Consider the following 26,414-nt stretch of genomic DNA (forward strand, 5'->3'; position numbering starts at 1 on the left):
ACCGTAGCTGCATTGCGATGGAGCGTTCGGCTCAAGATTTAAATAGCTGCTCTTCAGATTTAATACATCGATGGAGAAGGAGCTTCTGACCCGCGGCGTGATCAACGTGCTGAGAGAGGCGGGCTTCCTGGTCTCGTCCATGTGTGACATCAGGCCGAGGAGCTTTGATCTTGCAGCCAGGCGAGAGGAGCTGCTCCTGCTGCTCAAGATTCTCTCTAACATAGACGGCCTGAACGAGCGCACAGCCCGCGAGATCACCAGACTTGCAGGCCATCTGCTCGGGCAGCCGCTGATAGTGGGCGAGAAGACCAGGGATCAGATGCTCGAGAGGGGCGCGGTCTACTTCAGATATGGGGTTCCGACGGTGAGCCTGCCGACGCTTGCTGATTACCTGCTGGGAGGCATACCCCCGCTGGTCTACGCAGCACATGGCGGTCTTTATGTTAAAATCGATGGGGGGATGCTCCGGAAGCTGAGGATAGAGCGTGGGATATCGATCGGCGAGCTGGCAGCGGAGCTGGGCGTTTCGAGGCGCACCGTGAGCAAGTACGAGAGCGAGTCGATGGACACATCGATAGATATAGCGCTGAAGCTCGAGGAGATCTTCGACGAGGAGCTGATCCAGGCCGTGGATATATTCAGGCAGCGTTTCATGGAGGAGACCACCGCAGAGGTCAAGGACAGCATTCTGCGCAGGCTCGTGGAGATCGGGCTCCGCGTATTCCCGATATCCCAGGCGCCATTCAACGCAATAACGAGAGATGATGAGATGGTGGTACTCACAGGCGTGAGCAGGCTCACAACAAGCATGATCAAGCGTGCAAGGCTCATGAGCAGCCTCTCATCTGTGACACTCACGCACTCTGCGCTCATAGTCGATGGCGAGACGAGGATAGACAGAATAGAAAGGACCGCGGTCATAGGCCGGAAGGAGATAGAGAAGATCGATAGCAGAAAGGACTTCGCAGATCTCCTGATGATGAAGCGCGAGAGCTCCGCCTATTAGGATCAGAGCTTACTGGGCGCTATTTTATTGTATATCTGGACGTACCAAAAGCCATGAGACTTCTTGATAAGATCCGCGAGTCTGGGAATGTGTTTGTTGTTGCGGTCGCCGGGGATAGTGGATCCGGCAAGACTACATTCACGAGGGGCATCCGCCGGCTGCTTGGCGAGGATGTGGTCAGCACATTCTCCATGGACGACTATCACAGTCTCGATCGCAGGCAGCGAAAGGCTCTGGGGATAACGCCGCTGAGGCCGGAAGCGAACAGGCTGGACCTGCTGGCTGAGCATCTGGAGATGCTCCGGAGGGGGCTTCCCATAGAAAAGCCCGTCTACGATCACGCAACCGGAGAGATCAGGGGGCCGGTCATCTTCGAGCCATCCCCTGTAATCATCGTCGAAGGTCTTCATCCGTTCTACACACAGGAGCTCAGAGAGCTCTCTGACTTCAAGATCTTCGTCGATCCGAGCAGAGCTGTGAAGAGGAGATGGAAGCTCAGGAGGGATGTGGGGGAGCGGGGCTATGCTCCGGAGGATGTGATGAGGGAGATCCTGGAGAGGGAGCCGGACTACAAGCTCTACGTGGATGTGCAGAAGGTCTACGCTGAGATGGTGATAAAGATCCAGGACTCGAGGATCCCGCCGGAGTGGACTGAGATCGCGAGGGGCCTGAGCGGGGAGAAATACTCGGTGCGGATCATACAGCAGATTCTCGATCAGCCCCTGGACGAGGTCGATCTGACGATAGACCTGAGCAGGATAATGAGGCTAACAGAGCGCGAGTTCTCGATAGAGTTCCAGAGGGACGACTACTACGGGAAGAGGGTGGGGGTCATGACCCTCGATGGCGAGTTCCCCATCACCATGATAAAGGACCTGGAGAGGAAGCTCTGCAGGTTCCTGGGAAGGGATCTGCCCTCAGTCTCAGAGGGGCAGGATCATGCATCCTACGTCAATGCGACCGGGATGGCACAGCTCATCCTGATCTGGAGGTTCCTGGAGAAGATCGCGAAGCTCGCCGGATGATCAGCACCACCTCTCGTAGCACACGATCTCCTCCATGGGCTTCCTCGGCCTTGGCGCGGGATCCTCTGCGGGGTATCCGAGCGGGAGAAGCGCGACGACGCGGACGTTCTCCGGCACCCCCAGGATCTCCTTGACTCTGTCCTCGTAGAATGCGCCGATCCAGCAGGTTCCGAGCCCGAGCTCGGTGGCCTCCAGAGTCATGTGGTCGACTGCTATTGACACATCTATGGTGTAGGTGTGCTGGCCGCATGTCATCACGTATCTCGTCTCTGTACCGCAGGCAGCTATGACAACAGGCGCCTCTGCGATGAACTGCTGGTTCTTGGCAGCTTCAGCAAGCCTCCTGCGCCTCTCCGGATCCCTCACAACTATGAACTTCCAGTCCTGGAGGTTCTTTGCAGACGGGGCAAGCCTTCCTGCCTCAAGTATGCGGTTGAGCTTCTCCTCCTCCACCGGCCTCTCCTGGTACCTTCTTATGCTCCTCCTCCTTCTTATGGCCTCGATCACATCCATGCATACGCCTCCCTTCGCTACGGCCTTCTCCTGAGCTCCCTCTCGAGCTCAGCACCCTTCTCCGTAAGGCGCCATATGCCATCTGACTCCTCGATCAGACCCCTCTCGTCAAGATCCTGGAGCACCTTCCTTACAGCAGGCGGCGTTATCCTCTCTATCTTTGCGATCTTCTCGGCGCTCATCGGCCCCTTCGATCCCAGGACCTGTATCACGCGCTCCCTCTGGCTGTTTCCCAGAACGAACCCCATCAGCTCATCCATTCTGTATACCTCTGCGATAGCTTTATTGCTTCCAATATCTTAATAGATTGTGGCGGGTTAGTCCGGGTGGTTCGGCGTCACCTGTAACCCGAAATCGCCGATATGCGGGGGACGAAGCTGGTGGGCGACTTTATGCGCCGTGTATTCGGCCCATCCGCGTACAATGATTCTCCGTTCTGTAGGGACGGCATCGGCCAGGGGGTCAGCCGGAGGGCGGGCTCGCTGGCCCTAACTGCAGGCACCGGTTCAGGCCCGGAAGGGAGCAGACCCACTGCGGGTAACCGTCGCTTACAGGATCGCGGGGAGGAGAAAGCGGATGGATCAGCTGGTGCGCGGTGCTTCTGGCAACCGCCAGCGCACCCGCCAGAAATGATATGTCTTTTGCGGTATGCGCTCCATCTGAAGTTCTCAAGAGCGTTACATGTGTGTACAGACCAAATGTTTATTTTTTACATTGACGGCAGCAACCATTTGAATGTAAATGATTCCGGGTCCCTCAGATTATTAGCAGCAGTGGGGCACATCGATAGAAAAGTATATATACTATTACTTCTCACAAGTAAACGATCTATTATGTCGCTAGCCTCAACTGTAATGGTGAAAATGTACACCAGAATACGTTCGAGGATATAGCGGCGCCTTTCTTGAGCCTCACACTTAGCTCTGCATATATTTATCGAACTCCATATTAATAATATTAATTAAATATAAGGAGGTGACTGGCTGTGAATCGCACTACAAAGCTGCTGATGCTATCTGATATCCTCGTGCTCACCGGTCTCGGGCTGATACAGCCCATACTGGCGATATTCATAAACGATGGCGTTGCAGGTGGCAGCGTTCTATCCGCAGGAATAGCTAGCACGCTCTTCCTGGTCACTAAATCACTGGTCCAGCTGCCCTTCGGGATGTACATCGACAGGGTGAGGAACAAGAGCAGATGGCTGCTCATAGGCACATCAATTGTGGCTTGCGTACCTGTCATGTACATATTCATCGACAGCATATACCAGGTCTACATCGCGGAGATCATCAACGGCATCGGAAGCGGTCTCGCATATCCAGCCTGGATAGCCCTCTGGAGCGCAAATGTGGAGAAGGGCAGCGAGGGGTTCGAGTGGTCTCTCTACTCCACATCCACAGGGCTCGGGACAGCGTTCACAGCAGCGGTCGGTGCGGCCATAGCCAGCATGCTCGGGTTCACTGCCACATTCATATTCACAAGCATGATGTGCCTCATGGGATCAGGGATAATACTGATGCTCGACCGGGAGGAGCACGCGGCAGTAAAACCCTTCACCTCAACAGCTCCGGTCTGAGGGCTGGAGTTCTCTCAAACACTGGACCCGTTTATGGGCATCCTTCGTGACCGAACTGTCAGCGACGATCCCAAAATTGATAAATCCTGGAGAATTCTTCACTCTGGCGATGAAAGTCTGCGAGAGATGCGGTGGGCAGGGCTTCATGATCGTAGGCGAACGTACCTGCCCCAACTGCGATGGCACTGGTAAGACGGAGTCCATAACACTTACCGAGGCGAGGGATTCTGACATAACAAGCCTGCTCCAGCAGGGATCGGCGAGGTGCGCGGTCTGCAACGGGACCGGCAGGATACCCATAACAGAGGCATGCGAGGTGTGCGGCGGGCTCGGCAGAGAGTACAGATGTCTTGTATGCGGAGCCAGGCTGAACTCTAAGGCGGATCTGTGTGAGAGATGCTCACGCACACCGCTCGTCTACATCCTGGATAGGGCGTGCGATACGACCGATCTCGTGGTCGGGAGCATATACGAGGGGAGTGTCTCCGGGCTGGCGAGCTTCGGCGCCTTTGTGGACCTGAACGAGAACATGCGCGGCCTTGCGCACAACAGATACCTGAGGTTCAGGCCTGAGGTCGGTGAGAAGCTCTTCGTCCGGGTGAAGAACATCGCCCCGAATGGCAACATAGAGCTCGAGCCCGTCGAGCTGAAGGAGTACCATGTGATAACCGTGGAGAAGGATCTCCCGCTAACAAAGACCTCTGATCTGCAAAGGCATCTCGGAAAAATCGTTTGCATCAAGGGCGAGGTGATCCAGGTCAAGCAGACAGCCGGTCCCACGATATTCACAATCGCAGATGACAGCGGCACGGTATCATGCGCTGCATTCGAGCGAGCAGGCGTCAGAGCATATCCGGAGATACAGGGGGACATGGTCGTCAAGGTCATCGGCGAGCCGGCGATGAGGAACGGCCAGATGCAGATAGAGATCCGCTCGATGAAGCAGCTCTTCGGCGGGGAGGCGACTAAGGTCAGGGAGGAGATCGAGCGGGCGATAGACAGGAGAGCGGAGCCGTTTGACCCGCCGTTGCTCATAGAGAGCGAGGTGCTCGAGAGGCTCAGGCCCAGAATGAGGGCTGTCGCCAAGGAGATCCGCAGGGCGATCTTCAAGTCGAAGCCTATAGTCATAAGACATCATGCTGATGCTGATGGTATCTCAGCAGCGGTTGCGATAGAGACCGCGATACTCCCGCTGATGAAGGAGGTCTGTGGGCCTGATGCAGAGTACTACAGCTACAGGCGTGCTCCCTCGAAGGCTCCGTTCTACGAGCTTGAGGATGTCACGAAGGATCTCAGCTACGCTCTTGAGGACCAGTCCAGGTACGGGCAGAAGATGCCTCTCATAGTTCTCATGGACAACGGCTCCACAGAGGAGGATGTGCCCGCGATGAAGCATGCCCAGGTCTACGGCCTGGAGATGGTCGTGGTAGATCATCACCATCCGAATGATGTTGTCGATCAGTATCTCATCGCCCATGTGAACCCGGCGCATGCAGGTGGTGATTTCGGGATCACAACAGGAATGCTGGGGGTTGAGATCGCCCGCATGATCAATCCCGATGTGGAGAACAAGATCAAGCACCTTGCAGCAGTCTCCGCGGTCGGTGACAGAAGCGAGGCTCCGGAGGCTGAGAAGTACATCAAGCTCGTTGAGGACAGGTTCAGGGTGGAGGATCTCAAGAAGATCGCGCTTGCTCTCGACTATGAGGCCTTCTGGCTCAGGTTCAATGAGGGACGCGGCCTGATAAACGATATCCTCTGTCTCGGAAGGCTGGACAGGCACCGCAGGATCGTGGATCTGCTCTGCGATCAGGCGAATGCTGCGATCGAGGATCAGCTCAGGGCGAGCATGGGCAACGTGAAGAGCACGAAGCTGCCGAACGGTGCGATAATGAACGTCATAGATGTGGAGAACTACGCTCACAAGTTCACATTTCCTCCACCTGGAAAGACGTCTGGAGAGATACACGACAGGATGTGCAGGAAGTACGATGGCAAGCCTGTTGTCACGATAGGATACGGCCCGGACTTCGCGGTTCTGAGAAGCAGGGGGGTGAAGATGAACATTCCCCAGATAGTGAAAGAGCTGATGGAGGAGATCCCAAACGGCGGTGTGAGCGGAGGGGGTCATCTGGTCGTAGGCTCGATCAAGTTCGTGGGTGGAATGCGGAAGGAGGTGCTGGCCAAGCTCGCGGAGAAGATCGGAAGCTGCGAGGTCGAGGAGGTTCCACCTTCTGCAGCATGATCCGGACGTTCTTATCCATATGATGACTTACCAGAAAAGGCACTGGTCCTGCTATGCGCTCTTGAGAAATGTACGTGTGCTTACAGCAACCTGCTTGCTTGACCTCTAAGTTGCTGAACACACAGGAGCGAATCTGGAACCGTCCATTTCTTCGCTACCTCCATGAAATATCGGAGATCGAGCCGGTTTTCGAGAATCTCTGGAGGCGCTTTTCCATCATTCTTTCAATCCGATCATCCGGGCGTCAGGATGTGAATGTTTCCAACACGCACCCTTTCAAGCCCTGCTCCTCTCGCGGCGTCCAGGCACCGCATGGCCAGCGACCTCGAGGTGAACGGCATATCTCTCATGTGGAACTGCGGATGGAAGGCGAGCAGCGTGTACGGGATTCTGGGATTGAGGGATGCGAGGAAATCAGCTATCGCCCCCACCTCATTCTCGTCGATATATCCCGGAACCAGAAGCGTGCTCGCGATGACAAGCGGCGGCTCCTCCCGCTCCTCAATCCTCTCCGCTGCTGCAGATATATTCTCCAGAGTTCTCCTGTTGGACACTCCTGTCAGCGCCCTGTGGAGGTTCTCATCCATCGCCTTGATGTCGAACTTGATGCAACCACCGCTGCTCAGAGAGAGCTCGAGCATCTCATCGAGAAGATGGCGATTCATGGAGCCGTTCGTCTCCCAGCAGATCCTCAGGATATCACTTCTCGCATCAAGGGCCATCCTCGATGCCTTGAGAGCGAACGGCAGCTGCGGCGCCGGATCGCCGCCGAAGTAGCAGATGCATGAGGTTCTATCATCCACGCTCTCCACAAGCTCGCTGACATCGGTCATCCACGGGCGAAGCGTCTCAGCTCTGAACTGCCAGTTCTGGCAGTAGAGGCAGTTGAATGTGCACGCGTGGAAGAAGACAGCCAGGTTTCTGTATCCGATCTCAGGGCCATTTGAGTGTGCGTACTTCGGATACCCAGCGCCCGTCCCGCCTGCGCACACCCAGTCCCCGACGCAGTTTGTCGGGAGCGGGTCGTGGTACCACGAGAGCTTTCCCTGTGTGGGTGTGACGCCCACAAGCACCCCATCAACATTCATCCGCAGCCCACAGTAGCCCATGCCTCCAGGAGGTATTCTGCATTCATTCGCACATATGCTGCACTTCAATCCCTCCGGATCCCTGGGGATCTCCTCTGGAAGCCCATACGCAGCCCTGCTTCTTTTGTGGGCAGTCATCGCAATCTCGAGAGATTCCTCCGGACGGGATCTGATGCAGCGCAGACATACCCTCAGCTCCCCGGAGATCAGGCTCGAGGTCGTTCCGCACAAAGAACAGCGGGCCATGGCATATCCTGTGCATCAGATCGATCATCATAGTATATTATGATTGGGATCGGCACGCCTGTGCCTGCATCTGGTACATGTAGCATCCAGACGCCAATCGTTAAGGATCTCAGTATGTGATTGTGTACACAGATCGTTGAGCCCAGCCGTGGCATCGTGGAATTTGAGATATCGCATTTGCAGAACCACAGTTCTCCGCTGTTGGATGAGCAGTGTGCTACATCAGCTCCTTTATCGCATCGACAACGCTTCTGAGCTCCTGCTCGCTGATCGAAAGGTCCGGGGATTTCTTAACGCCCAGCTCTGTTATCACAACATGGACATCCGGCTGAAGCCCGCACAGCTCCAGGCTCTTGCGACAGCACTCCAGTGAGCATCCGTCTATTGAGACTATCGCATCCGCACCCTGCGCAGAGGCTGTTATTCCCCTTATGCTTGCTGTTATTCCCGCGAGGCACGACATCCTGCCGTATCCCTGAGCGGTCAGCTCCCTGGCCGCGGCATTCGCGAGCTGGCCGACGTTTGAGCCGCCGGCACATGTGAATATGGCGCGTCTGGCCTCGCAGAGGCATCTCTCTGACATCTCTATCCCCTCAGCAACTCCTTGATCTCCTCCACGCTAAGAACGCGGCCGACAGCAACCGTCTCCCCGTCAATGCACAGCGCCGGAGTCATCATCACCCCCCGCTCCATGATCTCCATGATGCTGTCGACCTTGACTATCTCTGCATCTATACCCAGCTCCTTAACCGCCTGGCGGACATTTTTCTCCAGGCCCTTGCATTTGGCACATCCTGTGCCGAGAACCTCTATCTTCAAGCGTGCCACCTCAGTGATCAGAATCTCCCGAGCTTCCTGTACCTCTCAGCATGTATCTCCACAGCGATGCGTTTCTCGAAGCGCTTGGTGATCCCCCATGCGGAGAGCTCAACGCTCAGGTTGTATATCCCTGCAGGAACTCCGGATGCGTCCCATGTGCCTGTGTACACATATGCTGATGCTGGATGCAGCATGACCCGGTCAATCTCTTTATCAGATCTGTCCGTCACAACAGCCACCATATTGGCGGCAGTTTCCGTATTCTTCTGTCCAGCGGCGCCTGTCTCCGCAGCGCCGATCACGTTCACGACCTTTCTCCCGGGCGATGTGTAGTTTCCGAGCCTCACACCGGTGCTCTTGTCCCTGCTGAGCCCGCCTGTGTAGATCGTTATGGGCTCGCATGTGACGCACCCCATCACGTTCATGATGTCATTCTTCCTGCTATCAGAGAACGTGGCGGTTATCTCGACCGTTCGCTCTGGGCTCACATCTGCTCTGAGATCTGTGAGATCCATCCTGAGCTCTGGCTGGTGATCGAGCCAGTCCAGCCACGTGTACAGCCTCGCATCGTATCCCAGGCTCATGAGCGCAAACCAGATGAGAGATGCCTGTCCTCCGTTCAGGCTGTAAACGACCACTGGTTTTTCCCGATCAAGGTTGAAAAGAGGGCCGAGCTCGCTCGCGTTCTTCAACCTGCCATTGCTCAGGACAGATGACGATTCTATGTTCACCGCTCCGGGGATATGCGCAGCCTGGAACTCATCTGCGCTTCTCGCGTCCACGAGCTGGGCGACGCCGCTCATCACGTAACCGTATGTGGCGAGAAGCTCCGGCCTCAGAGCAGGGGTGTAGTTTGCAGGGGGTCTGATCGCTGGGCGATCGCTCATGTTGCCTCCAATGGTCTCCACCTCCAGCACCCTCACATCCTCCTGCCCAAGATAGCTCAGAAGCCAGCAGATGTATGTCGGGTCGCCGCACTCCATGCAGCTACCGTAGACGACAACCGTATCGTTTCTCCTCACGCCATGTGACCCGAGTATCTCGCAGATCTCCCGCACAGATCGCAGCCTGCCGTCAGCGACGAACTCAGCTCGCGGAACGTGTATCGCACCCTGAACGTAGTAACGCGGGTTGTCGTTGCTCACGTACATTATCACATCCGACTGTGAGATGTTGCCGATATCAACCACACCCATCGAGGATGCCTCTGCAATGAGAAGCAGTATCAGCGCAGATGCTGTTCCAACCAGGGCGGGAAGACTGTGTGACTTGTATGTGTGATGCATAACCTTCATGCTTGATACCAGCCCCGAAGGCACATGAGATCCATCTAAATGGTCTTAGTAGAGTGGATCTATTCTGGCTATATAACCTATGCGCCCATCTGCATTTCTTCGCTGGATTCGCTGATGAACACATCATCTCGCCAGTTGAGTAGCAACTCACGCATTAAGTATATGAAGACCTTATGCTCTCCTCTCGTCCATGATCAGGCTTTGGGTCATCTCAGCATTGGTTATTCTCCTGGCGATATCCACATGCACATCCAGAAACTACATAGTCGATGACAACGGGTTTGCGGATTCAAAGAGCATAGGTGGCGCTGTCAAAGCCGCCTCTAATGGTGATATAATTTACGTAAAGCCCGGTGTGTACAGCGAGGAGGTTCTGGTGGACAAAAAGCTCACAATCAAGCCCCTACTCGGAGAGAGGGGAGAGTGCGTTCTGAAGGCTGATGGCAAATCAGTGGGAATCAAGATCACTGCCGATGGATGCACGGTGGAGGGCCTCACCATCACCGGATACTCGGAGGCCGGAATTCTGCTCACCTCCACCGGAAACACCGTGAAGGGCAACACCTTCCACGAGAACCGTGCAGGCGTCATAATCGAGGGTGGGGAGACAAACCGGATAGAGAATAACAGGGTTGAGGCCTCAACCGGCGGAATAGTCCTTTACAGAGGAGCGAGAGGCAACAGTGTGATCGGCAATGAGATCAGCCTATGCAACTACTCGATAATCGCAAAGGAGGCGTACCATAACAGCATCGAGAGGAACAACATGACCAGCGCAGGAGAGGGGCTGCATCTGATCAACGCAACCGATACACAGGCAACCATGAACAGGATCACTGATGCTCTCAGCGGCATTGTGATCGAGGGATCGAGCAGGATCACGCTCTCAGGATGCGTCGTGAATAATACGGGAACAGCGATAGCTCTTGGCGCTACGAGCATCAGCAGTGCGATCAATAACACGATATCCTCATCAAACGATGGCATCGTCCTGATCGGGGCGAGTTCCTGTCTTTTGGAGAGAAATTCGATCGAGAATGTGACAACCGGTCTGATGGTTGTCGATTCATTCAACAACACCATCAGAGATAACGAGATCAGAGATGCCGAGCTGGGGCTCTTCGTCGATGGCAGCACAAGGGAGGCATATTCAAACAGCATATCCGATACCAATCTCATAGACGGCATGCCTGTTGTGTACGTGTTCAACCAGAGAAATGCCAGGATCTCAGATCACGAAGCAGCACACATGACAGTGGCATACTGTGACAGGTGCAATATTTCACAGAACAGGATAGCACATGATGCCATGTTCCTCTACGGGATCACAAACAGCACCATAGAGGGAAACACGCTGACAGGCTCATATGGCGGGATCCGTCTCATCGATTCAACAAACAACACCCTGAAGAACAACACAGCTGTGGCCACAAAATACACCGGCATGTTCCTGCGCAGCACTGCGTACAATCTGGTCCAGAACAACAGCTTGAACGAGAACGGAAACAACGGTCTGGCTCTGATTCTTTCCTACAGAAACTCGATAGCAGGGAATCTCCTGATGAACAACACCGAGTACGGGATACGGTCGAACTACTCGGAGGAGAACGAGATCACCAGCAACACGATCTCAGGAAACAGGAAAGCTGGAGTATGGTTCGACAACAGCAACAGAAGCAGCATCTATGGGAACAACATCAGCAACAACGTGATTGGCATACTGATGACGAACTCGTATGAGAACAGGATATACCATAACAACATCATCGACAACGAAGAGCAGGCATCTGATGATTTCAGAAACTTCTGGGACATGGGGCTCGAGGAGGGCGGAAACTACTGGAGCGATCACAGATGCACAGGACGGCCGTGCACAGGGTTCGCGAAGCTCATAAGCTCGACCGCGATCGATCGGTATCCCTTCGGGGAGCTCAGCGGCTGGACGCTGCCCAGAGAGGTGCCTGGCAACATATCCGCACAAAACGCATCCGCAACCAATGCGAGCATGGAGAGCATGCCGTCTACCAGGAGCCTCGCATACGCGGTTAGCAACCGGACAGGCACATCTTACAGGAGCGGGCTCGCACTCCTGGAGGCAGCTCAGAGGCTGAGAGGAGAGAGGGCCACATAGAAAACCGGCACACAATGAGATCCGCGGGCGCTCTTCTGCCCCACGGATCTCCTGCATGAGATCCCACTAAGGGATGCAGGTGCAGTGCTGCCCGGACAAGGCATCGCATGCACCTCACATTTAGGATGTGTACTCGAATAGCTGAATGATTCTGCTCTATTTGAGAGTCATGGGCAAGATGTCCCATGAGTCCGGCTGGACACTGATTGCTGCGGATTTAGATGATACGAGTACACAACCCACTTTTAGACCTCGCTAAAAGAGAACCCTGATTTGAGATTCGCCTGTAGTTCTGAATCCTCCAGCCATGTTTGAGATGATAATGACCTGAGAGGTATTCGAACCACTATGACAGCAGTCTCTGCTCACCAGAGGCAGCACATACCAAAAACGTATTTACTTCTGCAGCAGAGCTTCACTGGGGTGGTCCACTGCCGACAATAAGCGAGAAGATCCTCAGCCGGGCATCGGGAACAGAGGCAGAGGCAGGAGATATAGTCGATGCTGAGATAGACTATGCGATGTCGCATGACGGCACAAGCGTTCTCGCCATAAAGGCATTCAGGGAGATGGGATCTGAGAAGGTCTGGGATCCCGGCAGGATAGTGATTCCATTCGATCACATTGTGCCCGCGAACAACGAGACCGCTGCGACGCTTCAGGCCGAGGTGAGGAGATGGGCTAGGGCCCAGGGGATCGAGAACTTCTACGACTGCGGCCATGGCATATGCCATCAGGTCTTCTGCGAGATGGGCTTCGCTCTTCCCGGGGCGCTCGTCGTGGGCGCTGACTCCCATTCATGCACCTACGGCGCCCTCGGAGCATTCGGAACAGGTGTTGGTGCGACAGACATGGCCGAGATCTACTCCAGGGGGAGGCTCTGGTTCAGGGTGCCTGAGACGATATGCATGCGCCTTGAGGGCACCCTGGGAGAGATGGTATCAGCAAAGGATCTCGCGCTCTTCGTGGTGAAGGAGATGGGCGCAGATGGCGCCAACTACATGGCCGTGGAGTTCGTCGGCGGGGCTGTGGAGGGGCTGAGCATATCTGGCAGGATGACCCTATGCAATATGGGTGTTGAGATGGGAGCGAAGGCCGCGATAATACCACCGGACGCGAGCGTTGATGCATACCTGGCGGGAAGGGCCAGGCGCCCTTACACGCACGTCCACTCGGACCCGGGATCGTACTTCAAAGAGATAGAGTACGATGTTAGCGATCTCCCTCCACTGGTCGCGGCTCCATATCGCGTTGACAATGTTCATCCCGTCACAGACCTCGCCGGAACCGAGGTGGATCAGGTCTTCATCGGCACATGTACCAACGGAAGGCTGGAGGATCTGGAGGTCGCAGCCAGGATCATGAAAGGCAAAAGGGTGAGGATCAGGACTCTTGTGATCCCTGCCTCGAGAGAGGTGTACCTCGCTGCCCTGCGATCAGGGATCGTGGAGATTCTTGTCGAGGCCGGCGCGATGATCGGGCCTCCAGGCTGCGGTCCATGCCTCGGAGCGCACATGGGGGTTCTGGGAGATGGTGAGGTCTGTTTATCCACATCCAACAGGAACTTCCCGGGAAGGATGGGAAGAAACGGAAGGGTCTACCTGGCATCGCCTGCAACCGCTGCGGCCACAGCGATCACAGGGGCGATAGCAGATCCAAGGGACTTATGAGGTTTGATCTCCACATCCATTCCAGATACTCCGACGGCAGGGCGAGCGTAGAGGAGATACTGAGGGTCGCGAGAAGAAAAGGCCTCAGTGGAATCGCTGTGACCGATCACAACACGCTCGATGGCTCGAGGGCTGCGCTGAGGATCAGCAGATCAAGGTACAAGGAGATTACAGTCGTAAGAGGTGTTGAAATCGATACCTCTGAGGGTCATATGATAGTCCTCGGTGTTGATGAGATGCCAGTCTTGGGGAACACACCGGAGGAGACGATCGAGGAGGCGCACGATCTCGGAGGGATAGCAGTCCTGCCACATCCTTATCATCTCTTCAGGCACTCCATCGGGAGGATACCGCCTGTCGATGCTGTGGAGGTCTGCAACTCAAAGTACATCCTGGGGATATCTAATCTGAGAGCCAGGCTTGAGGCCAGAAGGTTGGGCATCCCGATGGTGGCTGGCAGCGACGCCCATCTCGCAGATACGGTTGGTTTGGGCGTGACAATCCTGAATGCATCGAGCGAGGATGACGTGCTGGAGGAGATACGAAAGAACAGAACGAAGATAGACTGCTGCAGAACTCCCTTTGGGATCGTGGCAAAGAGGCTCGCAAAGAAGATCTACAGAAGGGTTATACAGTAGGCATATGCAGATAAATCGTCCGCGGAGAGGCTTTCAGGCAATACGCCCCTGGCGAACAGATCATGTGCCTACAGAAACGCCTGCATGAGATCTTGCTGAGCGCATCAGAGCAGCATGCAAGTAACTGCAGGAGCCTCGCTAGACCAGCACCCTGCCGTGCGTGTCGATCTTCCCCTCAGCTATGCGGGTGGAGCTGATCCTTATGTTGTCCTCGGCCATCTTGTACTCGATCTGCACTATCTTCAGAGGTCTCAATCCGTTCTCGCGCCTTATCTCGTTTATCCTGTATGCGGTCGGCGCGGTCTCTGGGGAGACGACGATGTAATCGTAATCCTTCTCTATGGCTGATCCGAAGACGTCGCTGATCTTCTCAACCTCAAATCTCTCCACGCCCAGCTTATCCCTCAGAACCCTCCGGAGATTTTTAAGCCTTGTATCGAAGTCCCTGACAGGCCTCTTCCTCTGGCTCCTCGCCATCTCATCCGATGTGAGGGCTATCACCACTGTTCCATCCTCTCCGGCGACCTCGAAGGCTTTTTTCAGGAGAGCGAGATGGCCATCGTGAATCGGGTCGAATGTTCCACCTACGGCAACTCTGGCCATACGTGCGCCAGAAGGAAGCGATCGGTATAAGTAACTACCGCCTGCGCGATCTGTTAGCATCTTTCCTTGAGGATCTTCTCCACGATCTGCCTCGAGCTGCAGAGCTCGCATGTCTCCCTTTCAGAGATCCTCACGACCCTCGCATGCAGGCCCCTTCTTCTGAGCTCTTCCTTTAGCCAGCTCTCATCCATGTACTGGTCGTAGCCCAGCGTGATTATATCCGGCCTGAGATCCCTCACGGGCTCGAAGATGTCTGTCCTGCTTCCCAGAACAGCCATATCAACCATCTTCAGAGCCGAGACCATCCGCAGCCTCTGATCCTCAGGAATGACCGGCTTGGGCTTGTGCCTCACATTGGCATCCCTTGCAACAACAACCACGAGCTCATCTCCAAGAGCTCTTGAGCGCTCCAGGTAGAGAAGATGCCCTGGATGCAGTATATCGAAAGTACCGGTCGCCATCACCCTTGTCATAACGCCTCCGTGGAGGGCAGCAGAGCATCTGAACTGAAGCACGGGACGTTTCATTCCTCCATCACAATAAGATCTCTCCTTCTCCCGGAGGAGTCGTAGCATCTCCAGCTTCTCTCATCAAACGGTGGAAATGCGATTATGTGGTAGCTGCCAGTTCGGGAGAAGAACTCCAGGTCCTCCTGGGACGGAGCAGGATTCGGCACCGGATGGCTGTGGCATGATCCGACAATCGGCATGCTCGGCAGCATGTACAAAGGAACCCAGGCCATCCATTCAGAGGACTCTGTCCCCGGAAGGATCAGTATCTCCGATATCACCCCCTCTCTGGCCTGAAGCAGCCCCGCGAACTCTCGAGGCATCGACGATCTGCTCGCCTCCAGTATGAACTCCAGCGCTTCCCTTGATATCCCCTTAACCCTACGCATATCTGCTGACCTCCTCAGCCTGGGGTCCGGCGCCTGTGCTCTGCTCAGCAGATCTTAGATGAATGCAGTCTCCCGCCAGAATCCTAATAAGATTGCCATCATCTCTTCTCAGGATCAGGGCTCCATCCGGCTCCAGCGAGACCGCAAGGCCTGTCACATCGCCGAACCCCTGGACCCTGACCCGCCGGTTGATTGTATCGGAGAGCCTCACCCACTCCTGGTACACTTCCCCGGATTCGAGCAGTGCCCGCATCTCCTCAAGCACTCTTGTAATGAGCTCTCCCCGTGCGATCTCCCTCTGAAGCTCCGCAGAGATCGTGGTCGCGTTCCATTCCTCAGGCAGGGAGGAGGCGCTCATATTCGCATTTATCCCGATACCAATGATTATGTGATTTATGATATCAAGCTCCGCCGATATCTCCGTCAGTATCCCGCAGATCTTTCTACCATTGACAAGCACATCGTTGGGCCACTTTATTCTTGCATTCAGATCGTAAAGATCCCTCAGCGATCTGCAGACAGCGACAGATGCGGCCATCGTGTACCTGAACGCCTCAGAGGGCGCGGCCATCGGCTTCAGGATTATGCTCATCCATATGCCGCCTGGAGGGGAGAGCCATTCCCTGCCGAGCCGCCCCCTGCCTGCGGTCTGGACCTCAGCTATCACCACCGTCCAGCTCTCGGACTCGCTCGCGATCTCCCTTGCGAAATCGTTTGTGGATCCGACGCTCTCAAGCATTATGAGCCTGCTGCAGAGATGCTTTGGGATATGGAGATGCACCGGCTCAGGGCCGAGGAGCCTGTAGCCGAGCCGCGTGGAGGCCTCTATCCTGTAGCCCATCGAGCGAAGGTGCTGGATGTGCTTCCATACGGCTGCACGGCTTATCCCCAGCGCATCCCCAATCGCCTTTCCAGAGACCCAGCCTCCGGAAGCCGCCCTGAGCATGCGTATGATGCTGCAGGAGATCTCCTCAGCTCTTCGCCTCTCCTTCATCCTCATCAGATCTGTAGAGCGAGAGGTATGCACCCACAGCAGCCGAGACGGCGGCGATCTTTCTCGTGTCCGCACCGAGCGCAGAGGCGAGGCTCTCGCGCTTCTCCTTCTCCTCGGCCACTATCCTCTTCACGTCATCAAGGATGTTCTCCTCCCTGATGAAGTGCGTGTTGATCTCTCCTCTCCTGAACCGCTCGTTTCTCAGAACAGCCTTGTGGAACGGTATGTTCGTCGTGACCCCCACAATAATGTACTCGTATAGAGCCCTCTCCATCCTGGCTATCGCCTCGTTTCTGTCCCTTCCATGCGCCACGAGCTTTGATATCAGCGAGTCGTAGTACGGCGGGATCACGTAGCCTGTGTAGACTCCGCTGTCCACCCTGATTCCAGGCCCTCCGGGGCTCCTGTACCTCTTGAGCCTGCCTGGCGATGGAGCGAAATCGTTCATGGGATCCTCTGCGTTTATCCTGCACTCTATCGCCCATCCACGTATCTCTATCTCGTTCTGGCTGAAGCTCAGATCCTCGCCTGCAGCTACAGAGATCTGCTCCTTTGCGAGATCTATGCCTGTTATCATCTCTGTTATCGGGTGCTCCACCTGGAGCCTCGTGTTCATCTCCAGGAAGTAGAAGTCTCCATGAGAGTACATGAACTCTACAGTCCCAGCGCTCCTGTAGCGTATGGCCTTCGCAGCCCTCACCGCTATCTCTCCCATCCTCTTCCTGAGCTCCGGGGTCATTATTGGGGATGGGGCTTCCTCGATCAGCTTCTGGTGGCGTCTCTGGATCGAGCACTCCCTCTCTGATACGTAGACCGTTCTTCCCCTGTTGTCTGCCATTATCTGGAATTCGATATGCCTCGGCTCGGTCAGGTACTTCTCCAGATAGACTGTGCCATCGCCGAACGCTGACGTTGCTATCGACTGGGCCGATGCCACAGCAGGGGCTAGATCCTCGGGCCTGTCGACGATCTTCATGCCGATCCCTCCGCCACCAGCTGCTGGCTTTATTATGACCGGATAGCCGATCCGCTCCGCGATGTCCGCAATCTCCTCCGGGTCAGATATGCCCTTCTCAGTGCCGGGCACTATCGGCACCCCTGCATCCCTCATCATCTGCCTGGCGGTTATCTTCGAGCCCATCGCGTCGATGGAGCTGCTGGACGGCCCTATGAACACAATCCCGTTCTCCTCACACAGCTTCGCAAACGCTGGATTCTCAGCCAGAAAACCGTAGCCGGGATGTATCGCCTCAGCGCCGGTCTGAAGTGCTGCCTTCACGATCTTATCCATGTTGAGATAGCTCTCCGATGAGGGGGACGGCCCGATGTAGACTGCCTCGTCAGCGTACTTTGCGAAGAGCGCGTTCTTGTCCGCATCTGAATACACTGCAACGCTCAGGACGCCGAGCTCCCTGCAGGCTCTCATTATGCGGATTGCAATCTCCCCACGGTTTGCGACCAGGATCTTCTTGAACATCCCCAAACCCAATGCTCTACAAAGGTAAAACCTTTTTGGGAAAATGTTTTATAAAATAAAATATTACGCATGTTTGTGAAGATCTTTAAGGCTCATAGTTAACCTCATATTATGATCAATCTTGCCAGGATGCTCGCAGACATTCAGTTCGGGAGGGGAGCTGGAGCTGCCCTTTTTCCGGATGGCACGACGTTCCAGCTTTCCAGCACACAGCGGCTGAGATATCTTCTCTCAGGGAGGGAGCGGATAGCGACCGTGCGCGCCCGGGACTCACATCTAACGCTCAGCATGCTCGGCGCTGAGAGGCTGCACATGGCGTTTCCCCATCCTAAACTCAGGGTGGTCGCGTCTCCTGATGCTGTGCCTTTTGTCTCTGCCGGAAAGAACCTCTTCGCCAGGCACGTCCTGTACGCAGATCCTGAGATAAGAGCGGGCGATGAGGTGCTGGTCGTTGATGAGAGCGACAGGCTGATCGCCACAGGAAGGGCAGTTCTCGCGCCTGGGGAGATGCTCCAGATAAAGAGAGGCGTGGCTGTTTCAGTGAGATATGGGATTGAGGAACATGTCCGTCGTGGCTGAGAAGCTCGATATTCTAAGGGAGATAGTCGCCTCCAAGGGGAGCATGCTCGTATCTTTCTCTGGAGGTGTCGACAGCAGCCTGCTAGCTGCGGTATCCAGAGATGTTCTCGGAGAGAGGGCGGTGGCCGTGATCCTGGACTCCCCGCTGATGCCGAGGAGGGAGCTGGAGCATGCGAAGTCTGTTGCTCGACGTCTCGGGATCAAGTGCATCGTGGTCGAGCATGATGTCCTCGATCTCGAGAGCGTCGTTGAGAACAGCCCGGATAGATGTTATCACTGCAAGAAATCATCTGGAGGAATTCTCAGGAAGATCGCAGCCTCTCTCGGCATCAGCTGCGTGGCAGACGGCGTCAACACCACCGACTACGATGATTACCGCCCGGGGATAAAAGCATGTGATGAAGAAGGTATATGCCATCCGTTTGTTGATGCTGGCATATCGAAATCTGATATCAGGGAGATATCAAGATCCATCGGACTTGATTTCTGGAGCAGACCATCGTCTGCATGCCTCGCATCCAGGATCCCATACGGCGTGCGCATAACATCGCATGCGCTTAAAAGAGTGGAGCTGGCGGAGGATGTGCTGAAGGATACCGGACTCTCACAGGTCCGCGTGAGAGCGCATGGCGATCTCGCCAGGATTGAGGTTCTTCCGTCTGAGATCCAACAGGTTCTGATGCACAGGGATAGCATCGTGAATGCGCTCAAAGAGCTGGGATTTTCGTATATCACACTCGATCTCGAGGGCTACAGGAGCGGAAGCATGAATGCAAGTATCTGGAGGTAAGAGCTTTAAGCTCAGAGCACGCCTCGATCGGACATATCAACCTAAATGGATCGATCATCGTCGATCGATGATTTTCACAGGCGCTAAAACACAAATTACAATCGCCGCATCCTGAGGATCAAGATCGCACCACGACGCTGAAAATAGCGCTGTAAGCAAAGCCGGTGGTCTACCTCTGACATGCGGATAAGTGCAAAAGCAATATTTGAGGAGATTCATAACCATCAACCACGCTGCAGGGCGCCGGACAATTATTAACAGGTCCCATGATATCGATTTCCATGCCGACATCGTTCAAAATAAAGTCGTGTGCTTGAATCATCGAATTCGGAGGCATGCGACGCCGTGGGTTTCATGCAACATTATGCCGGTGAGTGCTGGTCCCTGAGACATGTTCAGTGATTCAGGTACACGACCCTATCATGTATCTGCTACTCCTGTTGCATCTTGGGGATGAACCCTTCCGCACAACATTCGATACTGATATAAAATTTTAATAAGTAGCGTGCAGATTAAAGCGTATGATTATAGTGGTCTCAGATGTGCACATGGCTGAGCGGCTCAACGACCGCCAGGTAGAAGCCGACGATGCCATGTTTCTGGAGTTCTTGGATCGTATAGCATCAGACCAGCTCAGCAGCGGTGGGCACCTTGTCCTTTTGGGGGATATCGTTGATCTGTGGAGACGGGATTTCGGGAGAGCCCTTATGGATAGCGAGTCTATGCTATCAAAGCTCGTAGAGATAAGCAGAAAGGCCACAGTCCACTATGTTGCAGGAAACCACGACCTCCATATGCTCAGGATGTGTGAGTTAGCAGGTAGTCGCTTTCCATTCGAGGTAACAAAGACCCTCCCGCTCGAGGATGATGGGACCAAGCTGTTCTTCATCCACGGCTACCAGCTGGAGGTGCTGGCGAACCCTTATTGCAAATCCATGACAGCCTACGAGACATTCGCTGAAGGACTCTGCCTGGCCGGCGACGATACAGGTAATGCTGCTGACAAGCTATGGGATACCTTCAAGGTGGCCAAGTCGGCGCTTGATGGCATTAAGCGTCTACCTTCAGATGTGAAAGGTGCTATCGATTCCATGATGCAGTCACCGGGAATCAGGATGACTGGCCCCCATAATGTGCGAACAATAGTAGAGCAGCTCGCATCATCGATGGCTAGGGTCGTCTATCTCGGAATGAAGCCTGATGAGTTCCTGATATTTGGTCATACTCACCGTCCATTCTGCGATCAGAAGAACCACGTTGCGAACACAGGCTCATGGAATAAAGAGCCATGCGATCACTACAGCTTCATCGAGATCGATGAGGGACACATCACGCCCAAAACGTTCCTTCCTTAAGCTACCTTTTTCGCATGATTCGCTCTCAGTCCACCTGAAACGTGCAGGTAAGCGCAAAAACAATAACTTCAGGCCAGTTGTCAGGTGCACCATCTGAGATGCGTCTCCGGCACACTGCCAGATCTCTCGGCGAGCAGGGCAATCTCAGGCGTTCGTAGGTGTGGAGTGACGAGCGGCTGATGGAGGGGAGATTGAAGCCAGAGTGAGAATATGTGGCAACATGAACGAAACGCAATCCGCACAGCTTTCCTATGGACGTCAGCAAGATAACGCCAGAGCAAAACTCAAAAGACACTGCAATATGGTAAAAAATCGATGTCACTGAGCACTGTGAGGGAGATTCCTCCGCCACTGTGCTCCAGGAGGATCTGTGATCTCACATAACGAGCTGCAGCACATCTCTCTCTGCGGATGCAGTGCCTGAGCGGCGCTCTGTAACAGTCTGCACGATCCTTCCGCTGGAATCATAAGTCGCTGTGAGCATGTAGTTATCGTTGTTTGTCTCCTCCATGACGAGTCCGTCCTGGCCGCTGTAAAGCACGCTCACAACCATTCCAGTGTTAGGATCGCTGTCCACGACGCCTGTAGGAAGAGATAGGGCCTCCTGTGGAACCCACAAGCCCATGAGCTGGGCGATGCCAGACACTAAAGGCACATATGTAAGCTGCACGGCCTCTGCAGTGCGCGCCTGCTGCCTGCCCTCGAAGAACCTTTTATGGACCTTTTGTATTTGCAGCTCCACATCCAGTGGAGATGCAGTGGGCGCTACGTCTGGCAGCTGCGGAAGCCAGAAGTAATGCTGCCCCTGGAAGAGCAGGGTGGTTCCGGGCTGGACCCAGGAGGGCACTGTGCCGTCTCTCCACGGAATACTCACCTCACGCAGACCAGACAGCCTCATTATCGCATGCTGTCCGCGACTGTGAATTCCGCCACCTTCTTCAGGCATGGTGGAAGTGTAATCTGCAGTGTGATGAAGCAGTATGCCAGTGTTAAGGTCGTAGATCATGATCAGAGAAATTCCCTGGGACTGGAAACTGAATCTGATGACATCATACTCCCTCCCACCAAGCTCGTATTTTCCACGATCCACGTACAGATCCTCGTCCGCCCTCTCAGGAATTGATCTGAGAACATCCGGGTTGCACCAGAAATCACCGCATCCAGCTGGATTCACCGAGCCGTAGAAGTTCACCTTCTTCATGCCGCCTGTGGTGGGATCAGGGTAGAATGCCTCGGTCCAGGTGGCCGCCTCTTCGCCATCCAGCGCCACCACTGTCACCTGCACCAGCCCGGCGCCGGTATCTCCTCCAACGAAGGCCACATTTCCTTCAGTCGTGATATCTGGTGATCCTGCCACCATCTCATAGGTGGCCCGGAGACCCTCCTTTATCGCAACAGGAGCTGGCGCCCGGGCGAGTTCCGGGTATCTTATGGTCAGGGGATTGCTCATGCCGCTGGGAAGTGTCAGCCTCGCGGCATCTGATGCTGTGGTTGAATTAACGATGAGGAGAAGAAACAACATTGTGAACGCAGCTTTTCTGCCCATAACATCGACTCCATAATCGGATCTGTCTTACAAGACGTCACAGGGATCTTTTAAGAATCAGATATCCAAAGCGGATTTACTGCAGGCGTGCTGCTGTAGGCGAAATGGATGATCTGAGGTTGAGACTGTTCCGTCCTGAGATTCTGTAAAAGCAGCTTTAAATAAATAGTTTCTCTTCGAATCGAAACATCATAAGTTGTTTGGTCGTGTACTTGCATCATTGAAATCCGCAGCACTCAGTCCATCCAGACTCATGGGATATATTGCTCATCGCTCTCGAATACAGCAGAATCGTTCAGCTATTCGAGTACACAACCCAGTATATAAATTGCAAGATTTGTGATCTGTTGCGCGCCGGGAAGCCCAGAGTTGATGCGTGTATCTCACATTCCGCATTAACGCTCCCAGTCCGTAGTATTTTCGCATTCTGGTCCGAACAAATCGTGTACTATCATTGAACTCAGAAGCATGCAGCATCGCAGGATTCATAAGTCTTTGTGTTATTGGATGCTGATTCCTGAGAGACGGCCAGATGAATCGAGCTCACTGCTGAGAAACAAGCAAGGTCAAAAATGTAAGGGGAAAACTCAGTAGATAGCTATTTGTGTATAGCTGCCCTGGTCATTGTCCTCGTAAAATCTCTCAGCTGCAATCTGTCGTATGTCCCGGCTCTTGGCACCTCATCAGCACTCAGAGCGCGCCTGAATCCCACGTCAGAGAGCCAGGTTCTATTCGGATCTATGTAGATTTCGATTTTCCTCCCACCTGTGATATTCAGATAATAAATTGTATTTCTCCAATTTGCGTAGTATATCTGGCCGTTCTGCACGATCAGCCCTTTGATCGGCTCTGCGTTATCGGTATAGACGGTCTCAACAGCACCGGTTCCTGATCTTACCCTGTATATGCTTGCAGGGATGCTGTTTCCAGAGCTCAGGTACAGGTTCCCCTCAGTATCGAACGCGAAGTCACCCGCCCACGAGCCGCCAACATCAGAGAGCCTGACCTCGTAGAATGGAGTCGCGGTTCCGTTGCCTTCAAGCCTGTAAATCATGCCGTTAGCTCCAGCGCCGGTGGCCTCGCTGAAGTAGAGATGCAGATCACCTGCGTCATCCAGTGCAAATGCTATATCCCTGACGTAGGTGTTGTGCGTGTAGACCACCTGCTCTGCCGAATAGCCCGTGCCGGTCAGGGCTGTTAGATATATTTTGTTCTCGTTAGCATTGACAAAGTATAGCTTCTCAGGTACCCCTGGATGGAATGCGAAGCTGTAGATGTTTCCACTCCGTCTTGTGTAATGCGGACGCGGCGTTCCTGTTTGATATACAGAGCCCGGTGACTCCTTCGCGTCTGTATAGTACAAATCCAAAGCCTTAATCGTCTCGTTTGCGAACTCGTTTGTGTAACCGGTCCTTCCCTCAACAGACTGTGCTGGCGTTAACAAGTTCGCCTGCTCCTTCTGCAATCCTGTGATGGCACCGGCTGTAGATGCCACGAAAATTAGAATGATTGCCAGCAGTAGCGCTCGAACTAGCTCGCCCCTTTTTATTATTCCTGGACTGGCGAAAATATTCTCACCTCAGGTTCAATTTTAACGATCGTATATGATGATAACGTCTATTTTAATTTAACTACTTTTTATAGGATGGCACTATGTTGGTGGTCTACCCACCACGTGTGGATAAGTGCAAAAGCAATAGCTTCAGGTGATTCGTAGCCTTCAACCACGCTGTAGGGCGCCGGACAATTATTAACAGGTCCCATGATGTCGATTTCGATGCCGACATTGTTCAAAACAAAGTCGTGTAATTGAATCATCGAATTCGGAGGCATGCGACGCCGTGGAACTCATGTGGTGTTATACCAGTGAACGCTGAAATTCGAGCTCACGACACAATTTACAAAATCTGATTTTATATTGAAATAATAGCAATTAGTTATACTTATATACAAAATTGTCATAACAGGCAAATGGAGGAGCATATGAGAGAATTGGCCTTTGCGCTGGTATTGGTACAATGCATAATGAGCGTAGCCCTGCATGCGGATGCTGCGGAGTATACTCTGGGCATATTTGGTAATGCGAACATGGACTCCATCATTGATGAGCAGGACGTCTCCTATGTCAGAGGCATCATTGATGGGACAAATCCTGTCACGGAGCTTGCTGACGCCACATGTGATGGAAGGATCGATGAGGGAGATATCGAGCAGATACAGAGAATAATTAACGAATCGGAGAACTATCTCATTATCAAGACCTTTACGATCTACGATAAGGCTAAGATTATCAGAGTTCCAATGCCTGTAAGCAAAATAGTGATCCTCAATCTGGCATCTGCAGAGGCAATAAGATGTGTGAATGCAGAAGAGCTGGTTACAGGCGTCGGGACTTCGGTTGTGGAAGGGACCAACAAGGAGTTTTTCGGTGAGCTTAGCAGCCGGCCGACAGTGGGCAAGTGGAGCGAGCCGGATGTGGAGAGCATAATCCGACTCCGTCCCGACGTTGTGATCGCTGATCTGAGGTTCCCGAATACCGAGTTGCTGGAAGATAAGCTGAACTCATCTGGAATTGTTGTCGTTCGCATGGGGTTTACATATCCAGACTACTTCCAGTCCGAGATGATGACGCTGGGATATATGCTGAACCGAAAGTCCGAGGCAGAGGATCTGATCGATTTTGTATACAGATATGTGGATCTCATTGAGGGCAGGGTAGCATCAGTTCCCGCAGATGAGAGGCCGAGGGTTTATCCCATTTACTCACCGAGCGATTTCTGGAAGACTGGATCGAACGGATCGATTGTGGATATGCTCTGCGGGCTTGCCGGTGGAAGGAACATAGCTCATGAGCTGAAGGGAGGAACCGGTGGCATGTATCCTGCCGTCGATCCGGAGTGGGTTATAAAAGAAGATCCAGAGATCATCTTCACCTGGAGTTCTCCGGGTGGATATACCGTTTCAAATGACACAGAGATGAGGAATGTCTGGAACAGCATCGTCAAATCTCCTGAGCTGTCTCAGGTAAGTGCAGTGAAGAACAAAAGAGTGTATCTTCTGACCACAGATGTCACCAGCCGACCCAGATGGTTTGTGGGTTTGGCCTACCTAGCCAAGTGGTTCTATCCTGAGAATTTCAAAGATCTGGATCCAGAGGAAATACATAAGGAATACCTGGAGAGGTATCAGAATGTGAGATATCAGGGAGTATTCGTGTACCCTAAATAAAACACGCTGAGATGCCGTTCTCTGACCTTGCCGAAAATCATTTTTATTAGAACTCGGTTAATCTTCTTTGTGTTTTACTCTTTTCTTGTGGTGCCCCCATGAAATCCGAGAGCGTCGCTAATTCACCCTTACAGATTTTTAGTGCTACATTCACGTCTTTATCCTCTAATCCAGACAACTTTCTCTTAAGATCAACCCACGCACGGGTATATGGGCCTTCCCTGCATGTTATAGTCTTACGCCAAACTTAATATAATACTAGTATATGAATAGACCAATCATATGAAAGGCGTCAGGTTAGAGATACAGCCCACATTCCGCATTAACGCTCCAGTCTGTAGTATTTTCGCATTCTGGTTCCAACGGTTAGCGCTCTTGTGCACTTAGCAATCTTGAGGTCAAGCAATCTGTTTGGACTGCGCATTCCTTCGCCTGAAGAGGCACATAGCCGCGCCTGTGCCTCTTCTGGCAAGTCATCATATGGATAAGAGCGATTTCATCATCCACTCCCGCTCCATCTGGCCTCTGCAGGGCCACAGGTTGTGAAGCGATGCAGTCCTCTCTCCGAAAGGTGAGACTGCGGAGCGTGAGCGCACAGAGGCCCGAAACTATAAATGAGATGCAGGCGACTCGATATTCATGAACCGTATTGGGGAGATCTTTGCGAAGCGATTTGAGCACTGGAACCT

Annotated in this window: 24 protein-coding genes and 1 other RNA gene; 12 read left to right on the forward strand and 13 right to left on the reverse strand. The window is 53.7% G+C overall.

Annotated features, from left to right (window positions below):
* The first annotated feature begins 70 nt into the window (after positions 1 to 70).
* Entirely contained in the window at positions 71 to 1,006 is a 936-nt protein-coding gene (locus tag QFX31_RS04805) for a transcriptional regulator (RefSeq protein ID WP_348530985.1), read from the forward strand.
* A gap of 53 nt (positions 1,007 to 1,059) precedes the next feature.
* Positions 1,060 to 2,031 (forward strand): phosphoribulokinase, encoded by a 972-nt coding sequence (locus QFX31_RS04810; RefSeq protein WP_348530986.1) that lies wholly within the window; start codon positions 1,060 to 1,062, stop codon positions 2,029 to 2,031.
* Here QFX31_RS04810 and QFX31_RS04815 read toward each other — a convergent pair whose 3' ends face one another.
* Positions 2,032 to 2,544 carry a nitroreductase family protein gene (locus tag QFX31_RS04815; RefSeq protein ID WP_348530987.1) on the reverse strand — a complete coding sequence of 171 codons (513 nt, stop codon included), beginning with the start codon at positions 2,542 to 2,544 and terminating at the stop codon, positions 2,032 to 2,034.
* A gap of 17 nt (positions 2,545 to 2,561) precedes the next feature.
* Positions 2,562 to 2,804 (reverse strand): transcriptional regulator, encoded by a 243-nt coding sequence (locus tag QFX31_RS04820; protein WP_348530988.1) that lies wholly within the window; start codon positions 2,802 to 2,804, stop codon positions 2,562 to 2,564.
* 50 nt (positions 2,805 to 2,854) lie between these two features.
* On the opposite strand from QFX31_RS04820, the gene ffs reads away from it, so the two are divergent.
* The 3 genes from ffs (at position 2,855) to QFX31_RS04835 (ending at position 6,368) form a co-directional block, all read left to right on the forward strand.
* Positions 2,855 to 3,170, forward strand: an RNA gene (ffs, locus tag QFX31_RS04825) — signal recognition particle sRNA.
* A 359-nt stretch (positions 3,171 to 3,529) separates the two neighbouring features.
* Complete coding sequence (locus tag QFX31_RS04830; RefSeq protein ID WP_348530989.1) at positions 3,530 to 4,123, forward strand: MFS transporter; 594 nt, start codon at positions 3,530 to 3,532, stop codon at positions 4,121 to 4,123.
* Between the two features lie 109 nt (positions 4,124 to 4,232).
* Positions 4,233 to 6,368, forward strand: a complete 2,136-nt coding sequence (locus QFX31_RS04835; RefSeq protein WP_348530990.1) for a DHH family phosphoesterase — start codon at positions 4,233 to 4,235, stop codon at positions 6,366 to 6,368.
* 233 nt (positions 6,369 to 6,601) lie between these two features.
* Here QFX31_RS04835 and QFX31_RS04840 read toward each other — a convergent pair whose 3' ends face one another.
* The 4 genes from QFX31_RS04840 to QFX31_RS04855 form a co-directional block, all read right to left on the reverse strand.
* Positions 6,602 to 7,594 carry a radical SAM protein gene (locus tag QFX31_RS04840; RefSeq protein WP_348530991.1) on the reverse strand — a complete coding sequence of 331 codons (993 nt, stop codon included), beginning with the start codon at positions 7,592 to 7,594 and terminating at the stop codon, positions 6,602 to 6,604.
* 325 nt (positions 7,595 to 7,919) lie between these two features.
* Positions 7,920 to 8,285: a putative zinc-binding protein gene (locus QFX31_RS04845; protein ID WP_348530992.1), complete on the reverse strand. Its 366-nt coding sequence runs from the start codon at positions 8,283 to 8,285 to the stop codon at positions 7,920 to 7,922.
* Positions 8,286 to 8,287: 2 nt separating this feature from the next.
* Positions 8,288 to 8,521 (reverse strand): thioredoxin family protein, encoded by a 234-nt coding sequence (locus QFX31_RS04850; RefSeq protein ID WP_348531010.1) that lies wholly within the window; start codon positions 8,519 to 8,521, stop codon positions 8,288 to 8,290.
* 17 nt (positions 8,522 to 8,538) lie between these two features.
* Positions 8,539 to 9,816: a rhodanese-like domain-containing protein gene (locus tag QFX31_RS04855; RefSeq protein WP_348530993.1), complete on the reverse strand. Its 1,278-nt coding sequence runs from the start codon at positions 9,814 to 9,816 to the stop codon at positions 8,539 to 8,541.
* 190 nt (positions 9,817 to 10,006) lie between these two features.
* On the opposite strand from QFX31_RS04855, the gene QFX31_RS04860 reads away from it, so the two are divergent.
* The 3 genes from QFX31_RS04860 to QFX31_RS04870 all read left to right on the forward strand — a co-directional run bounded on the left by QFX31_RS04860 (position 10,007) and on the right by QFX31_RS04870 (position 14,255).
* Positions 10,007 to 11,947, forward strand: a complete 1,941-nt coding sequence (locus tag QFX31_RS04860; RefSeq protein WP_348530994.1) for a NosD domain-containing protein — start codon at positions 10,007 to 10,009, stop codon at positions 11,945 to 11,947.
* A gap of 431 nt (positions 11,948 to 12,378) precedes the next feature.
* Complete coding sequence (locus QFX31_RS04865) at positions 12,379 to 13,617, forward strand: 3-isopropylmalate dehydratase large subunit (RefSeq protein WP_348531011.1); 1,239 nt, start codon at positions 12,379 to 12,381, stop codon at positions 13,615 to 13,617.
* Positions 13,614 to 14,255 (forward strand): PHP domain-containing protein, encoded by a 642-nt coding sequence (locus QFX31_RS04870; RefSeq protein WP_348530995.1) that lies wholly within the window; start codon positions 13,614 to 13,616, stop codon positions 14,253 to 14,255. The genes QFX31_RS04865 and QFX31_RS04870 overlap by 4 nt, the downstream gene beginning before the upstream one ends.
* 138 nt (positions 14,256 to 14,393) lie before the next feature.
* On the opposite strand, the gene QFX31_RS04875 is transcribed toward QFX31_RS04870, so the two are convergent.
* From QFX31_RS04875 to QFX31_RS04895, 5 genes are read right to left on the reverse strand one after another with little or no spacing between them, the layout of a single operon-like run.
* Positions 14,394 to 14,858 (reverse strand): phosphopantetheine adenylyltransferase, encoded by a 465-nt coding sequence (locus tag QFX31_RS04875; protein WP_348530996.1) that lies wholly within the window; start codon positions 14,856 to 14,858, stop codon positions 14,394 to 14,396.
* A 53-nt stretch (positions 14,859 to 14,911) separates the two neighbouring features.
* Entirely contained in the window at positions 14,912 to 15,331 is a 420-nt protein-coding gene (locus QFX31_RS04880) for an adenylyltransferase/cytidyltransferase family protein (protein WP_348531012.1), read from the reverse strand.
* Between the two features lie 50 nt (positions 15,332 to 15,381).
* On the reverse strand, positions 15,382 to 15,756 hold the full coding sequence (locus QFX31_RS04885; RefSeq protein ID WP_348530997.1) for a Mov34/MPN/PAD-1 family protein: 375 nt from the start codon (positions 15,754 to 15,756) through the stop codon (positions 15,382 to 15,384).
* Positions 15,749 to 16,756, reverse strand: a complete 1,008-nt coding sequence (locus QFX31_RS04890; protein WP_348530998.1) for a biotin--[acetyl-CoA-carboxylase] ligase — start codon at positions 16,754 to 16,756, stop codon at positions 15,749 to 15,751. Before QFX31_RS04890 ends, QFX31_RS04885 begins: the two co-directional genes overlap by 8 nt.
* Positions 16,728 to 18,227, reverse strand: a complete 1,500-nt coding sequence (locus tag QFX31_RS04895; protein WP_348530999.1) for an acetyl-CoA carboxylase biotin carboxylase subunit — start codon at positions 18,225 to 18,227, stop codon at positions 16,728 to 16,730. The genes QFX31_RS04890 and QFX31_RS04895 overlap by 29 nt, the downstream gene beginning before the upstream one ends.
* A gap of 111 nt (positions 18,228 to 18,338) precedes the next feature.
* On the opposite strand from QFX31_RS04895, the gene QFX31_RS04900 reads away from it, so the two are divergent.
* From QFX31_RS04900 to QFX31_RS04910, 3 genes are all read left to right on the forward strand, one after another.
* The gene (locus QFX31_RS04900; protein WP_348531000.1) at positions 18,339 to 18,806 is read left to right on the forward strand and encodes a PUA domain-containing protein; all 468 of its coding nucleotides are present in this window, start codon (positions 18,339 to 18,341) and stop codon (positions 18,804 to 18,806) included.
* Positions 18,790 to 19,596, forward strand: coding sequence for an ATP-dependent sacrificial sulfur transferase LarE (larE, locus tag QFX31_RS04905; RefSeq protein ID WP_348531013.1), 807 nt, complete (start codon positions 18,790 to 18,792; stop codon positions 19,594 to 19,596). Before QFX31_RS04900 ends, larE begins: the two co-directional genes overlap by 17 nt.
* Positions 19,597 to 20,117: 521 nt before the next feature.
* Entirely contained in the window at positions 20,118 to 20,951 is an 834-nt protein-coding gene (locus tag QFX31_RS04910; RefSeq protein ID WP_348531001.1) for a UDP-2,3-diacylglucosamine diphosphatase, read from the forward strand.
* Between the two features lie 376 nt (positions 20,952 to 21,327).
* Here the strand turns inward: QFX31_RS04910 and QFX31_RS04915 are convergent, their stop codons facing one another.
* Positions 21,328 to 22,497 carry a hypothetical protein gene (locus tag QFX31_RS04915; protein WP_348531002.1) on the reverse strand — a complete coding sequence of 390 codons (1,170 nt, stop codon included), beginning with the start codon at positions 22,495 to 22,497 and terminating at the stop codon, positions 21,328 to 21,330.
* A gap of 598 nt (positions 22,498 to 23,095) precedes the next feature.
* Entirely contained in the window at positions 23,096 to 23,992 is an 897-nt protein-coding gene (locus QFX31_RS04920; RefSeq protein ID WP_348531003.1) for a hypothetical protein, read from the reverse strand.
* A 488-nt stretch (positions 23,993 to 24,480) separates the two neighbouring features.
* On the opposite strand from QFX31_RS04920, the gene QFX31_RS04925 reads away from it, so the two are divergent.
* Positions 24,481 to 25,725, forward strand: a complete 1,245-nt coding sequence (locus QFX31_RS04925; protein WP_348531004.1) for an ABC transporter substrate-binding protein — start codon at positions 24,481 to 24,483, stop codon at positions 25,723 to 25,725.
* Positions 25,726 to 26,414: the final 689 nt, after the last annotated feature.

This window comes from Methanothrix sp., from assembly GCF_030055635.1.
Lineage (GTDB): Archaea > Halobacteriota > Methanosarcinia > Methanotrichales > Methanotrichaceae > Methanothrix_B.

What these genes read in the sequence shown, in the direction of transcription:
- QFX31_RS04875 (WP_348530996.1), bottom strand. Translation starts at nt 14,858, where the DNA reads ATGGCCAGAGTTGCCGTAGGTGGAACATTCGACCCGATTCACGATGGC.
- QFX31_RS04925 (WP_348531004.1), top strand. Translation starts at nt 24,481, where the DNA reads ATGAGAGAATTGGCCTTTGCGCTGGTATTGGTACAATGCATAATGAGC.
- QFX31_RS04910 (WP_348531001.1), top strand. Translation starts at nt 20,118, where the DNA reads ATGATTATAGTGGTCTCAGATGTGCACATGGCTGAGCGGCTCAACGAC.
- QFX31_RS04870 (WP_348530995.1), top strand. Translation starts at nt 13,614, where the DNA reads ATGAGGTTTGATCTCCACATCCATTCCAGATACTCCGACGGCAGGGCG.
- QFX31_RS04895 (WP_348530999.1), bottom strand. Translation starts at nt 18,227, where the DNA reads ATGTTCAAGAAGATCCTGGTCGCAAACCGTGGGGAGATTGCAATCCGC.
- QFX31_RS04885 (WP_348530997.1), bottom strand. Translation starts at nt 15,756, where the DNA reads ATGCGTAGGGTTAAGGGGATATCAAGGGAAGCGCTGGAGTTCATACTG.
- QFX31_RS04860 (WP_348530994.1), top strand. Translation starts at nt 10,007, where the DNA reads ATGATCAGGCTTTGGGTCATCTCAGCATTGGTTATTCTCCTGGCGATA.
- QFX31_RS04805 (WP_348530985.1), top strand. Translation starts at nt 71, where the DNA reads ATGGAGAAGGAGCTTCTGACCCGCGGCGTGATCAACGTGCTGAGAGAG.
- QFX31_RS04890 (WP_348530998.1), bottom strand. Translation starts at nt 16,756, where the DNA reads ATGAGGATGAAGGAGAGGCGAAGAGCTGAGGAGATCTCCTGCAGCATC.
- QFX31_RS04810 (WP_348530986.1), top strand. Translation starts at nt 1,060, where the DNA reads ATGAGACTTCTTGATAAGATCCGCGAGTCTGGGAATGTGTTTGTTGTT.
- QFX31_RS04820 (WP_348530988.1), bottom strand. Translation starts at nt 2,804, where the DNA reads ATGGATGAGCTGATGGGGTTCGTTCTGGGAAACAGCCAGAGGGAGCGC.
- QFX31_RS04880 (WP_348531012.1), bottom strand. Translation starts at nt 15,331, where the DNA reads ATGACAAGGGTGATGGCGACCGGTACTTTCGATATACTGCATCCAGGG.
- QFX31_RS04815 (WP_348530987.1), bottom strand. Translation starts at nt 2,544, where the DNA reads ATGGATGTGATCGAGGCCATAAGAAGGAGGAGGAGCATAAGAAGGTAC.
- QFX31_RS04845 (WP_348530992.1), bottom strand. Translation starts at nt 8,285, where the DNA reads ATGTCAGAGAGATGCCTCTGCGAGGCCAGACGCGCCATATTCACATGT.
- QFX31_RS04840 (WP_348530991.1), bottom strand. Translation starts at nt 7,594, where the DNA reads ATGACTGCCCACAAAAGAAGCAGGGCTGCGTATGGGCTTCCAGAGGAG.
- QFX31_RS04915 (WP_348531002.1), bottom strand. Translation starts at nt 22,497, where the DNA reads ATGGGCAGAAAAGCTGCGTTCACAATGTTGTTTCTTCTCCTCATCGTT.
- larE (WP_348531013.1), top strand. Translation starts at nt 18,790, where the DNA reads ATGTCCGTCGTGGCTGAGAAGCTCGATATTCTAAGGGAGATAGTCGCC.
- QFX31_RS04900 (WP_348531000.1), top strand. Translation starts at nt 18,339, where the DNA reads ATGATCAATCTTGCCAGGATGCTCGCAGACATTCAGTTCGGGAGGGGA.
- QFX31_RS04835 (WP_348530990.1), top strand. Translation starts at nt 4,233, where the DNA reads ATGAAAGTCTGCGAGAGATGCGGTGGGCAGGGCTTCATGATCGTAGGC.
- QFX31_RS04855 (WP_348530993.1), bottom strand. Translation starts at nt 9,816, where the DNA reads ATGAAGGTTATGCATCACACATACAAGTCACACAGTCTTCCCGCCCTG.